The organism is Pseudomonas sp. SDO5522_S412 (assembly GCF_054071215.1).
Map to the genome: position 1 here is coordinate 1 of NZ_JBSVWQ010000161.1, position 12,778 is coordinate 12,778.

11 protein-coding genes and 1 pseudogene are annotated in these 12,778 nt (G+C 61.2%); 9 read left to right on the forward strand and 3 right to left on the reverse strand.

The annotated features are described in order from the left end of the window. The first annotated feature begins 169 nt into the window (after positions 1 to 169). The 3 genes from ACW9I6_RS24195 (at position 170) to ppnP (ending at position 3,044) form a co-directional block, all read left to right on the forward strand. Positions 170 to 2,098 (forward strand): acetyl/propionyl/methylcrotonyl-CoA carboxylase subunit alpha, encoded by a 1,929-nt coding sequence (locus ACW9I6_RS24195; protein WP_457339928.1) that lies wholly within the window; start codon positions 170 to 172, stop codon positions 2,096 to 2,098. 71 nt (positions 2,099 to 2,169) lie between these two features. Beyond that, entirely contained in the window at positions 2,170 to 2,712 is a 543-nt protein-coding gene (locus ACW9I6_RS24200) for an exonuclease domain-containing protein (RefSeq protein WP_214499930.1), read from the forward strand. Positions 2,713 to 2,759: 47 nt separating this feature from the next. Beyond that, positions 2,760 to 3,044, forward strand: a complete 285-nt coding sequence (gene ppnP / locus ACW9I6_RS24205) for a pyrimidine/purine nucleoside phosphorylase (protein ID WP_003183665.1) — start codon at positions 2,760 to 2,762, stop codon at positions 3,042 to 3,044. A 64-nt stretch (positions 3,045 to 3,108) separates the two neighbouring features. On the opposite strand, the gene ACW9I6_RS24210 is transcribed toward ppnP, so the two are convergent. Together ACW9I6_RS24210 and ACW9I6_RS24215 are read right to left on the reverse strand one after the other, a co-directional pair. Then, complete coding sequence (locus ACW9I6_RS24210) at positions 3,109 to 3,915, reverse strand: MOSC domain-containing protein (protein ID WP_003219772.1); 807 nt, start codon at positions 3,913 to 3,915, stop codon at positions 3,109 to 3,111. A 39-nt stretch (positions 3,916 to 3,954) separates the two neighbouring features. Then, positions 3,955 to 4,890 (reverse strand): chemotaxis protein CheV, encoded by a 936-nt coding sequence (locus ACW9I6_RS24215; RefSeq protein WP_008430676.1) that lies wholly within the window; start codon positions 4,888 to 4,890, stop codon positions 3,955 to 3,957. Between the two features lie 550 nt (positions 4,891 to 5,440). Between ACW9I6_RS24215 and ACW9I6_RS24220 the strand changes: the two genes are divergently transcribed. The 3 genes from ACW9I6_RS24220 (at position 5,441) to ACW9I6_RS24230 (ending at position 7,753) form a co-directional block, all read left to right on the forward strand. Continuing rightward, complete coding sequence (locus ACW9I6_RS24220; RefSeq protein ID WP_003219767.1) at positions 5,441 to 5,884, forward strand: hypothetical protein; 444 nt, start codon at positions 5,441 to 5,443, stop codon at positions 5,882 to 5,884. Between the two features lie 319 nt (positions 5,885 to 6,203). Further along, positions 6,204 to 7,097 carry a sensor histidine kinase gene (locus ACW9I6_RS24225; RefSeq protein ID WP_003219766.1) on the forward strand — a complete coding sequence of 298 codons (894 nt, stop codon included), beginning with the start codon at positions 6,204 to 6,206 and terminating at the stop codon, positions 7,095 to 7,097. Continuing rightward, complete coding sequence (locus ACW9I6_RS24230) at positions 7,094 to 7,753, forward strand: response regulator transcription factor (protein ID WP_003219763.1); 660 nt, start codon at positions 7,094 to 7,096, stop codon at positions 7,751 to 7,753. Before ACW9I6_RS24225 ends, ACW9I6_RS24230 begins: the two co-directional genes overlap by 4 nt. Here ACW9I6_RS24230 and yegS read toward each other — a convergent pair. Continuing rightward, a pseudogene (yegS, locus tag ACW9I6_RS24235) lies at positions 7,715 to 8,639 on the reverse strand (lipid kinase YegS); the annotation flags it as partial. The gene ACW9I6_RS24230 and the pseudogene yegS overlap by 39 nt on opposite strands. 176 nt (positions 8,640 to 8,815) lie before the next feature. On the opposite strand from yegS, the gene ACW9I6_RS24240 reads away from it, so the two are divergent. From ACW9I6_RS24240 to ACW9I6_RS24250, 3 genes are all read left to right on the forward strand, one after another. After that, positions 8,816 to 8,992 (forward strand): hypothetical protein, encoded by a 177-nt coding sequence (locus ACW9I6_RS24240; RefSeq protein WP_003219760.1) that lies wholly within the window; start codon positions 8,816 to 8,818, stop codon positions 8,990 to 8,992. 72 nt (positions 8,993 to 9,064) lie between these two features. Then, complete coding sequence (locus ACW9I6_RS24245; RefSeq protein ID WP_457339929.1) at positions 9,065 to 11,224, forward strand: mechanosensitive ion channel family protein; 2,160 nt, start codon at positions 9,065 to 9,067, stop codon at positions 11,222 to 11,224. A gap of 51 nt (positions 11,225 to 11,275) precedes the next feature. Beyond that, the gene (locus ACW9I6_RS24250; protein ID WP_102369614.1) at positions 11,276 to 12,622 is read left to right on the forward strand and encodes an amidohydrolase; all 1,347 of its coding nucleotides are present in this window, start codon (positions 11,276 to 11,278) and stop codon (positions 12,620 to 12,622) included. The last annotated feature ends 156 nt before the right edge of the window (positions 12,623 to 12,778 follow it).

Genomic DNA, 12,778 nt, shown 5'->3' on the forward strand with positions numbered 1-12,778 from the left:
GCCGGAGTGAGGGAACGCCGAGCCACAGCGAGGCGCCGACAGGCGGGGCAGAGCGTTTTGGTTACTTTTGCGCTTTTCAAAAGTGACCCGCTGTAAGAGCGGAACCAATAGCAGCCGTTACCGCAGGAATGGATATGTACACGGTAAACGCCAACCCAAGGGGTCACTCATGTTCAACAAAATCCTCATAGCCAACCGTGGCGAAATCGCCTGCCGCATCCAGCGCACCGCCCAATCCCTGGGCTACCGCACCGTAGCAATCTACAGCGAAGCCGACACCGACGCCCTGCACGTCCAGATGGCCGACGAAGCCATCAACATCGGCCCCGCCCCCGTCACCCAGTCCTACCTGAACATCGAAGCCATCCTCAACGCAGCCCACCGCACCGGCGCCGACGCCATCCACCCCGGCTACGGCTTCCTCTCCGAAAACCCCGACTTCGCCCGAGCCTGCGCAAACGCCGGCCTCACCTTCATCGGCCCCAGCCCCGAAGCCATCGACCTGATGGGCAGCAAACGCCTCTCAAAAATCGCCATGCTCAACGCCGGCGTCCCCTGCATCAAGGGCTACCAAGGCCCCGACCAGGACGACCCAACCCTGCAACAACAAGCCACCCACATCGGCTACCCACTGATGATCAAGGCCAGCGCCGGCGGCGGCGGCCGCGGCATGCGCCTGGTACACAACCCCGACACCCTGCTGGAACACCTGCGCACCGCCCGCTCCGAAGCACAAAACGCCTTCGGCAGCGCGGAACTCATCCTCGAACAAGCCCTGATCGCCCCCCGCCACGTCGAAATCCAACTGTTCGGCGACACCCACGGCAACCTGATCTACCTCGGCGAACGCGACTGCTCGGTCCAGCGCCGCCATCAAAAAGTCATCGAAGAAGCCCCCTGCCCCGTCATGACCCCCGAGCTGCGCCAAGCCATGGGCGAAGCCGCCCTCAAGGCCGCGCGCGCCGTCAATTACGTCGGCGCCGGCACGGTGGAGTTCCTGCTCGACCGCGACGGCAATTTCTACTTCCTGGAAATGAACACCCGCCTGCAGGTCGAACACCCGGTCACCGAACTGATCACCGGCCTCGACCTCGTCGCCTGGCAACTGCACATCGCCGCCGGCCAACCTTTGCCCCTGAGTCAGGAACAAGTGACCCTAACCGGCCACGCCATGGAAGTGCGCCTGTACGCCGAAGACCCGGCCCAGGGCTTCCTCCCGCAAACCGGCGACGTACTGCGCTGGGACCCGGCGCCAGGTGTGCGCATCGATCATGGCGTGCTGGAAGGCCAGCGCATCACCCCGTTCTACGACTCGATGCTGGGCAAGATCATCGCCCACGGCGCCACCCGCGAAGAGGCCCGGCGCAAGCTGGTCAGGGCCGTGGAAGACTGCGTGCTGCTCGGCGTGCCCACCAACCAGCGCCTGCTGGCCAGCCTGCTCAAGCATCCACACTTCATCGCCGGCGATTTCAGCACCGGCTTTATTGCCGAACACTTCAGCGACATCCCGCGTACCCACGCGACCAACGAAGAGCTGGCCCTGGCCGCCGCGCTGTTTTACCAACACAGCGCCAGCGCTCACACCCAGCCATTATCCGGCTGGCGCAACAACGCCAGCGTACCCTGGACCTGGCAATTGGCCGAACACGACGAGCCCCGGACCATCAGCCTCAGTGTGCTGGCGGACAATTGCCTGCACGTCGAGATTGATCAGCACGCCATCGAAATACGCGACCTCTCCACCGACGGACGCTGGGCCACCGCCGTTCTCAACGGCATTCGCCGTCGCATTGCCTACCACCTGCAAGGCACCCGGCTCTGGTTGCCCGGCGTGTGCATCAATGATCGAACCCAAACCGTCGCCACCCGCCAGGCCGAGGCCGGCAACGGCACGGTCAAGGCGCCGATGGATGGGGCAATTGTCGAAGTACGGGTCAGCGAAGGCGATTCGGTCAGCAAGGGCCAGCTGTTGCTGGTGCTGGAAGCGATGAAAATGGAGCACCCACTCAAGGCCGGCATGAGTGGCGTGGTCAAGCGAATCCAGGCGGTTGCAGGCGATCAGGTCAGGAACCGTCAGATTTTGCTGGAGATCGAGTAAGCCCTGGGCGGAACTAGCAGGCTTGGCTACGCTCTATCCCCATCAGGACGGGAAGAGTACGGGAACCTGCGATGCCTCATTGGCTGATTATTGATCTTGAAGCCACAACGGATGAAGGCGGCTGGCCCGTGACCGAGATGGAAATCATCGAAATCGGTGTGAGCCTGGTCAACCGCCAGGGCCGTGAACTGGACCATTTCCAGCGTTTCGTGCGGCCATTGCGCAGGCCGCTGCTGACGCCGTTCTGCCGCCAGTTGACCCACATCACCCAGGCGAATATCGACGCTGCCGCGCCGTTGATCGAGGTGTGGCCGCTGTTCGAACGCTGGCTTGGCCAGCACCAGGCACGCCTGGAAGGCTGGGCGAGCTGGGGTGACTACGATCGCCAGCAACTGGAACTGGAGTGGCAGCGCCATGGCTTGAGCAGCGTGCTGGACCAGACACCCCACGTGAACCTAAAGCAACGCTTCGCCAAGGCCCGGCGCCTGGACAAGCCGCTGGGGCTCAACGGCGCGCTGCAACTGGCCGGCATGCAGTTCCACGGCCAACAGCATCGGGCGCTGGAAGATGCACGCAATACCGCACGGCTGCTGCCGTTGATTTTGCCCGTGTAGAAGGCATACTGGCCGACCTTTCTTGACCCTTTTCCGAGGATTCGCCCATGTTTAAAGTCAACGAGTACTTCGACGGCACCGTCAAGTCGATCGCTTTCGGCACTGCAGAAGGTCCGGCGACCATCGGCGTCATGGCCCCGGGTGAATACGAGTTCGGCACTGCCCAGCGTGAAATCATGCACGTGGTATCGGGCGCACTGACCGTCAAGCTGCCAGACAGCACCGACTGGGAAACCTTCGCCGCCGGCAGCCAGTTCAACGTGCCAGCCAACAGCAAGTTCCAGCTGAAGGTGGCGGTCGACACCGCCTACCTGTGCGAATACCGCGGCTAAACGTTCGATAGCCGAAAAAAATGCCCGTCTCGCGAGAGACGGGCATTTTTCATTTCAGGGATGCTTACTCCAGGATCGTCACCGGCATGCCGACTTCCAGGCGGCCCACCCCATCGTTGACCAGGTTCTGCCCGAACATCACATCGCCCTCTTGCTCGCGGTAGGTCTTGAGCGTGGCCAGCGGTTCGCGGTCGGCACTGCGCTCGCCACTCGCCGGGTCGATGGTGGTGAGGATGCAGCGTGAGCAGGACTTGACCACGCGAAACTCCACGTCACCGATCCGTATCCGCTTCCAGCCGTCTTCGGCAAAGGCTTCGCTGCCCTCGATCACCAGGTTGGGGCGAAAACGCAGCATCTCCATGGGCCGACCGATACGCTGGGACAGGTCATCCAGGGACGCCTGGCCGATCAGCAGCAACGGAAAGCCATCGGCAAACGCGACCTTGTCATCATCCTTGCCGTAGCCGGCCTCGGTCGTGCGTGCACGGGACAGCGGCACTTGCACCAGCCGCGTGGGTTTGCCGATGAATTCGCTGAGCCAGGCGCCTGCCTCGTCACCGGCATCCGGCACGCGCAAGGTGTCACGCCAGATGGTCACGCCGCGCAACTCGGCATCGCTGCCGGGTAGTGGCACGTCAAGCGCAGGTTGGCCCTCGGCGCTCAAGGTCAGGCCACCGGCGCTGTTCCACAGCGCCGAGAGCTGGCTCATCCTGGCCACGGCGCGCTGGGTCAGGAAACGCCCGCTGGCCTCGTCCACCAACATCCAGCGTCGATCCCCGTCGAGCCCGAGTGTGTCCAGGCCGATCTGCTGCAAGGATTCACCCTTGCCGGACTTCAAGGGGTATCGGTACAACGCGCTGAGACGAAGCATGGGCCTGCATTCCTGAGGGACAAAGCCGTCACCCTAAGCTCAAGCCGGGACTTCGTCCAGCATCAGGCGCTGACGCACCACGTCCACCAACTTGTCGGGCTGGAACTTGGAGAGGAAGTTGTCGCAACCGACCTTCTTCACCATCGAGTCGTTGAAGCTGCCGGACAACGACGTATGCAGCACCACGTACAGGCTGCGCAGGCGCGGGTCGTTGCGAATCTCGGTGGTCAGGCGGTAGCCGTCCATCTCGGGCATTTCGGCGTCGGTGAAGATCATCAACAGCTTGTCGGTCATCACCTGGCCACTGTCGGCCCAGGCCTTGAGCATGTTCAGTGCCTTGAGGCCGTCGCTGGCAATGTGCATCTTCACCCCCAACTGTCCGAGGGTGTCACGCAGTTGTGAGAGGGCGACGTTGGAGTCATCCACCAGCAGCACTTCGCGGCCGCGGGCGCGTTCCAGCACCGGGTCTTCAAGTTTCTCGCGGGAAACCTTGGCGTTGTAGGGCACGATTTCGGCGAGGACTTTTTCCACGTCGATGATTTCCACCAACTGGTCATCGACCTTGCTGATGGCCGTCAGGTAATGCTGGCGCCCGGCACTTGCCGGCGGCGGCAGGATCGCCTCCCAGTTCATGTTGACGATGCGGTCGACGCCGCCCACCAGGAACGCCTGCACCGAGCGGTTGTACTCGGTGACGATAATGGTGCTGTTGGGGCCCGGAATCAGCGGACGCATGCCAATCGCCTGGGACAGGTCGATCACCGGCAACGTCTGCCCACGCAGGTTGACCACCCCGCAGACAAACGGATGGCGCTGGGGCATCAGGGTCAACTTGGGCAGTTGCAGCACTTCCTGCACCTTGAACACGTTGATCGCGAACAGCTGCCGCCCGGCCAGGCGAAACATGAGGATCTCCAGGCGATTCTCACCCACCAATTGTGTGCGTTGATCTACCGTGTCGAGAATGCCGGCCATTAAAGACTCCTGGGGTTTAGCGGATGGATAGTGCTGGTCACTGAAGCAGGTTATCGGCGGCAAACGCCGCACCTTGACCCCCCACTAAAATGCCATGCAAATCCATTGATGCCACACTGACATCATGCTTTACTGAACCCGCTTCAGCGCAAGGCCCATCACCACCGCCGCGTGACCGCAAAGTCTGCGCGAGGTTCCGCTATGTAAGGGATTCCCCTATCCACAATCAGGACCAACCTGATATTCGCGATATCTAATAGCCATTAATGTGACGCCATTCTCATTGCATGAATGGAGTCAGGCTTTTGTTTGCTATCGCAAGCCCACGGCCAATGGATCATCCAGTGACTTATGTACTGGCACCCAAAGAAGTTGTGCGAATGCCCCTGGAAATTGTGGGGTACTCGGACGACGGCCGTCATTCAAATAAATTTCCTACTGAAAAGTCGGAACGGGCCTACAGATATTCGTCATATTTCAGCGGTAGTTTTACGCCATTCAACCGGTGCAACATCTCATCATCCGATCGTATGTTCTGGAGACTTGTGTGATGAACGACGGCAAAGAGTGGCAACTTGCACTTCCCGAGTTCCTCCTCGAAGCGGAAATGTTGCTGGCCAAGTCTGAAGAATGCTTGAGCCACCTGCATTTGATCCGCAACGACAGTGACGCGATCGACTGCATGAAAACCAACCTGATCAAGCTCGCGGAAAAATCCGAAGCCCTGGCCCTGAGGGCGATCAGCGAGTTCTCACGGCATATCCAGTACCTGATCAGCAACGCCGCCAGCCCCCTGCAACTGCATGACGAAGCACTTGATGCACTGCACAACTGCCTCACCCTGCTGGCCTGGCAACTGGAGTTGATCGACACAAAAACCGGCAAGCTCGGCCTGGATGAAACGGAACAAACCGTGTTGATCGCCACCGTTGTCCAACACATCCCCCAAAGCGATTTCGGCTATAAGCAACAACACAGGCCTTACGCTATTTGAGGCTTCTTCGCATTCAAGCGACAAAAATGTCGCATTCAATTGCCTGATTATCTAAAAACGACACCACAACTATTTATGCATCACGACGTCGTTAGCAGAAAAATATCAATAAGCCACTAACGACAATACTGATACAAAACAACTTCAATGATACAACTTCCCCACTCGTTGAACTCCGGGACTACCTTCCGGGACGCTGCCGTGATTAATACGCCTCATCCCGCTCGGCGCCAGGCGACCAACGGTAATAGTGGTGGTACCATGCCCCGCTCGAAGTGACTCAACTTCATGATGCATATAAACGTGAAATGCGCCTCCTATGTACGCCAGCCTGAAGTCACTCATCGCAAGGTCCGTGTCCCGAAGCAATGCACGCTGGATAACCCTCGCGCTATGCCTGTGCGCGTGCCTGCTCAGCCTGTGGGCTTATGCACACTCGGCCGATCTTCCCCTGGCGCTGTTGTCAGTGAACCTGGCCACCCTGCTGGTGGTGGGCTTGCAACAGTGGCGCTCACGCAAGTCCATCAAGTTCCAGCCCCAGGAGTTGGCCGACCGTCTGTTGCAGGTCCAGGAAAACGAACGTCATCGCCTCAGCCGCGAACTGCACGACGATATCGGCCAACTGTTGACCGCCGCCAAGCTGCAAAGTGAATGGCTCAAGCGCCGTCTTCCGGAAAACCTGCAGGGCCACTGTGCGGTGCTGTGCAACACCCTCAACGAAACCCTGGCCAAGGTGCAGGACGTGTCGGCCATCCTCAACCCCCGGCAACTGGCGAGCCTGGGCCTTGAGGCGAGCCTGCGGGCGCATCTGCTCAAGACCCTGGAAAACACCCGGGTAAGCTGGAGCCTGGAATGCCATCAACGGCTGACCGGCATCCCGGAAGAGATGGCTGTTGCCGCCTTTCGCATTACCCAGGAAGCCGTCACCAACATGCTGCGCCATGCCCAGGCACGTAACCTGCTGGTACGCCTGCAACGCCTGCCCGAAGGCCTGTCACTGTTTATCAGCGATGACGGCCAGGGCTTTTCGCCCGCCATCAACCCCGCCCAGGAAGGCCAGCGGGGCATGGCCGGGATGTCCGAGCGGATTGATCAACTGGGAGGCACATTGTCGGTCAATAGCCAGCCAGGCTCCGGGACGAGGATCGAAGCGCTTTTCCCCTGGGCGCCCCGCGCCCTCGAACGGGCCAACCCCCATAAGGTTCTAGAGTGACGTGCAACTTACTCCTGGTGGATGACCACTCCCTGATCAGGGCCGGCGTGCGTGCGCTGGTCATGGATATTCCCGGCTACGCGGTGATCGGTGAAGCGAGCGACGGCGCGCAGTTGCTGGAGCGGTTTGACGCGCTGCAACCCGACATCGTGCTGCTTGACCTGTCGATGAAGCACACCGGCGGGCTCGATGCATTGAAAGACCTCAAGCGCGCCTATCCGAAGAGCAAGGTGCTGATCCTGTCGATGCACACCGACCCGGAGCTGATCATGTGCGCGCTGGAGTCCGGCGCCCATGGCTACCTGCTCAAGGACACCACGGCCAATGAGCTGGAGCACGCGCTGCTGGCGTTGCGCAACAACGAACGCTACCTCAGCCCGGCAATCGCCCATACGGTGATCAACCAGGCGCTGATCCGCAATCAGGCCCAGGTCAACCCGCCGCCCCACAGCCACAACCTGACGGCACGCCAGTTGGAAATCCTGCGCTTGATCGTGCGCGGCAAGTCCACCCGTGAAATCGCCAATGGCCTGGGTCTGAGCATCAAGACCGTGGAAGCCCACCGCTCGCAGATCATGAAGCGCCTGCAGATTTTCGACGTGGCGGGCCTGGTGCTGTTCGCAGTGCGCGAACAGATCATCAGCCTTGACGATTAGTCAGCAACGGTGAATCCTCCGGCAGATGCACCCGCAGTGCCTGGGGCAAGGCCGAGAAGTGCAAGTCGTCACCCTGGAGTGGTTCGCCGTCGAGGTTGATCGCCAGCCCTTCGGCGACCTTGATTTCGACCCACGGCAAGCGCGCCCGCACAAACATATTGTCCAGGCCCCAGCCGTCCGTCATCAGGTTGCGCAGGGTGCCGACCACTTCCTGCGGCGCCGGCAAGATGCTGATATCCAACAAACCATCATCGGCCAGGGCGCCGGGGCACAGCACGTGGCCACCACCGGCCTGGCGCCCGTTGCCGATGCCCAGGGCCAGCAGCTCGCCGCGCCAGTGAAAGTCAGGGCCCTGCAATTCACCGTAGGCCGCGCGCAACTCGCTGAAGCGTGACAGGCCGGTAAACAGATACGCCGCGCCACCGAGGACTTTCTTCAAGTCTTCGGAGGTGTTGGCAGTGACCTGGCTGCCAAAACCACCGGTGGCCATATTCAGGAAGATCTGCCCGCCTACTTCGCCCAGGTCGATGGCACGGGCCGGTACATCCAGCAGGTCCAGGGCCTGCTCGGGCTCCAGCGGCACACCGGCGGCGCGGGCAAAATCGTTGGCGGTACCGAGGGGCATCAGCACCAGGCTGGCCTCGGTCTTGGCCCGGGCCATGGCCTCGGCCACATCCCGCAGGGTGCCGTCACCGCCGCCGGCAATCAGCCGCGTGTAGCCATCGGCAAGGGCCTGATCGACAAACCGCTGGGCATCGCCACCCTCCCACGTCACCCGTACGGCCAGCTCCCAGCCCTGCTCGCGCTTGCCCTGCACCGCCGCCCGCACCTGCTCGTTGAGGGCTTGCTTGCCGTGCAGAATCAACAGTGCCTTGGGTGTGCTCATGGATGAATGCTCCTGGGTTTAAGGTTCCTGAGGGATGTTGACCGTGGCCAATCGAAAAAAAGCCATCGGATGTAGAAATTAACCGGGTTTTGTAGCGTTTCTGACACGGATCAACTCGCACTTGGCGAAATCGACCTAGACTTATACCTATTCCCACCCGACAAGGCCGTCGCACCATGATCACCATGTCCGCCTTCCACTCCATGCTTATCCCCATCCTGACCGGCATGATCCTCCTGGCCATCGGCTTCAACTTCCGCGACAAACCCATCGGTGTGTTCGGCATGTGGATCGGCATGCTGCTGATCCTCGGCACCGTGGTTTACAAGATCCTCGCCAAACTCGCCGAATGACAATCTCACTCGCATTGCACATGACGGCCTCGTACACTCGGTCAATTCGTCGTTTTTAAGGTTGACCGCCTCGTGCTTGCCCGTCTGTTTGCCCTGCCCTGTTGCCTGCTTTTCTGCCTGCTGACCCTGCTGCCCATGGCGCCTGCCCACGCCGTGAGCCTGCCAGGGCTGCTGGGCACCAACACCAAAACCCAGCCGCAAGCCGATGTCCCGTTGGGCCAGTCCCTGGACGAGGTGATCAAGACCCTGGAAAACGACCAACAGCGCACCAAGCTGCTGAGCGACCTGAAAAAGCTTCGTGAGACCACGCAAAAGGCCCAGCCCGCCGCCGAACTGGGTGTGCTCGGTTTGATCGGCGGCACGCTGTCGAGCCTGGAGCAACAATTCTCCGGTGCCGACAGCCCGCTCAATCGCTGGTCCAACGAGTTTGACCAGGCCAAGGATGAACTCACCGCACTGATGCTGCCGGCCAGCGAATGGCTGCCGATCATCTTTGCCTTTGCCATGATCCTGATGCTCTGGAGCCTGCTGGCCGCGATCCTGATCTGGCTCAGCCACCGGGTGCGCGAGCGCTTCGGCCTGACCGAAGAACTGCCGCAACACCCCAAGACCTGGGACCTGCTGCGCTTTGCCCTGCGCAAGCTCGGCCCGTGGCTGATCGCGTTGGTGATCACCGTCTACATGAGTTACGCACTGCCCTCGTCCCTCGGCAAATCCCTGGCAATGGTGCTGGCCTATGCGCTGGTGGTGGGCACCTGCTTCTCGGCGATCTGCGTGGTCGCCTTTTCCGTACTCGACGGCCCGCACCGTCACCGCGCGTTATACATCCTGCGCCACCAGGCCTTCCGGCCGTTGTGGCTGATCGGCAGCTTTGCCGCCTTTGGCGAAGCCGTCAGCGACCCGCGCCTGGCCGAGAGCCTGGGCCAGCACCTGTCCCATGTCGCCGCGACCATCGCCAATGTCATGGCCGCGCTGTCCACCGGTGTGTTCATCCTGCGATTCCGCCGGCCGATTGCGCACCTGATCCGCAACCAGCCGCTGTCCCGCCGCCTGACCCGCCGCGCCCTGAGTGACACTATCGAAATCGTCGGCACCTTCTGGTACCTGCCGGCGTTGCTGCTGGTGGGCATCTCGCTGTTCGCCACCTTCGTCTCCGCCGGCGACACCAGCACCGCCCTGCGCCAGTCGTTGTTGTGCACGGTGTTGCTGGTGCTGTGCATGGTGATCAACGGCCTGGTGCGCCGCCATTCACTCAAGCCGCAGCGTGGGCACAAGCGCCATGCGCTGTACTCCGAGCGCCTGAAAAGCTTCGTCTACACCCTCGCCCACCTGGTGGTGTGGCTGGTGTTTATCGAACTCGGCCTGCGGGTCTGGGGCCTGTCGCTGATCCGCTTTACCGAAGGCGACGGGCATGAAATCAGCGTCAAACTGTTCGGCCTTGCCGGCACATTGCTGTTTGCCTGGCTGATCTGGATCCTCAGCGACACCGCGATCCACCACGCCCTCACCCGCTCGCGCAAAGGCCTGGCCAATGCGCGTGCGCAGACGATGATGCCGTTGATTCGCAACGTGCTGTTCGTGACCATCTTCATCATTGCCGCCATCGTCGCCCTGGCGAACATGGGCATGAACGTCACGCCGCTGCTGGCGGGTGCCGGTGTGATCGGCCTGGCCATCGGTTTTGGTGCACAGTCGCTGGTGGCGGATTTGATCACCGGCCTGTTCATCATTATCGAAGACTCCCTGGCAATTGATGACTACGTGGATGTCGGCGGCCACCTGGGGACGGTCGAAGGGTTGACCATCCGTACCGTGCGCCTGCGGGACATCGACGGCATCGTGCATACGATCCCGTTCAGTGAAATCAAAAGCATCAAGAACTACTCCCGGGAGTTCGGCTACGCGATCTTCCGGGTGGCGATTCCCTACAACATGGAAATCGACGACGCCATCAAGCTGATGCGCGACGTCGGGCAGAAGATGCGCAACGACCCGTTGCAGCGGCGCAATATCTGGTCGCCGCTGGAGATTCAGGGTGTAGAAAGTTTCGAGTCCGGCAGTGCGATTCTTCGCGCCCGCTTCAAGACCGCGCCGATCAAGCAGTGGGAGGTTTCGCGGGCGTTCAACCTGTCGCTCAAGCGTCACCTCGACGAAGCCGGGCTGGACCTGGCCACCCCACGCTTGAGCGTGCAAGTGGTGACAGCGGCGGGAGGCGTGCAAGAGAAAGAATAAGCGCTGCCCGGATGACGTCAGGATCAACAACAATAATCATGGAGAGTCCTTATGCGTTTGACCGGTCTTACACACCAATGGGTATTCGGCCTGCTGTGCGGTGTCGCCAGCAGCGCGGTCATCGCCGCCAGCAGCGGCCAGGACAGTGCCCGCGAAACCATCGCCGCCCAGGCCAAAGTACTGGAACCGGCCTTGCTGGAAACCCGGCGCGACATCCACGCCCATCCTGAACTGGGCAATACCGAACATCGCACCGCGGAGCTGGTGGCCAAGCAACTGCGGGAGATGGGGCTGGAGGTCAAGACTGGCGTGGCGCGCACGGGCGTTGTCGCCATCCTCAAGGGCGCCCTGCCCGGCCCGACCGTGGCCTTGCGCGCCGACATGGATGCGCTGCCGGTCAAGGAAGTCTCCGGCCTGCCCTTCGCCTCGAAGGCCAAGGGTGTGTACCTCGATAAAGAAGTCGACGTGATGCACGCCTGCGGCCACGACGCCCACACCGCCATCCTGCTGAGCACGGCGAAAATCCTTACAGGTATGCGCGATCGTCTGCCTGGGACCGTGGTGTTTTATTTCCAGCCGGCTGAAGAAGGCCCGAGCGACTTTATCCCCGACGGTAAAAACACTTGGGGCGCGAAGATGATGGTGCAGGAAGGGCTGATGAAATCGCCCAAGCCGGATGCCGTTTTTGGGCTGCATGTGTGGGCCGGGGTGCCTGCGGGGCAGATTGCGTATCGGCCGGGGCCGACGCTGGCGAGCTCGGATGACCTGCGGATCAAGATCCTGGGCAAGCAGACCCATGCGGGGCGGCCGTGGGATGGGATCGATCCAATTACCGTGGGGGCGCAGGCCATTGTGGGGCTGCAGACGGTGGTCAGTCGGCGTACCGACATTTCTTCGTTTCCGGCGGTGGTGAGTATTGGCACCATCAACGGAGGGACGCGGTACAACATCATTCCCGAGTCGGTGGACATGAGTGGGACCATTCGCTCCTACGACTATGGCATTCGCCAGAAGCTGCATGCGGATGTGCGGCAGACCGTCGAGAAAATCGCCGAGAGTGGTGGGGCGAAGGCTGAGGTGACGATCATTGAGAAGTACGACCCGACCATCAACAACCCGGCGCTGACCGAAAAGATGCTGCCGAGTTTGCGTTGGGCGGCGAATGGCGACGTAGTGAATGCCCCGTTGGTGGGTGGGGCTGAGGACTTCTCGTTTTATGCCAAGGAAGCGCCAGGGTTGTTTGTGTTTCTGGGGGTGACGCCGAGGGATCAGGACATGAGCAAGGCGGCACCGAATCATAATCCGGGGTTCTTTGTGGATGAGTCGGCGTTGGTGGTTGGGGTACGGACGTTGGCTTCGTTGGCGACGGATTATTTGTATGCCAATGCGGCGGATTGAGGGTATATCCGTTATTCAGGTAACGGCCGCCTAGGGTTCCGCTCTTGCCCCACCACTCTGCACCTCGCTCGGGCTTAAGTGTGGTGAAGCAACAGCAAACCCAAAGGCGGACACGATCCAAATGTGGGAGCGGGCTTGCTCGCGAAGGTCGTTAAC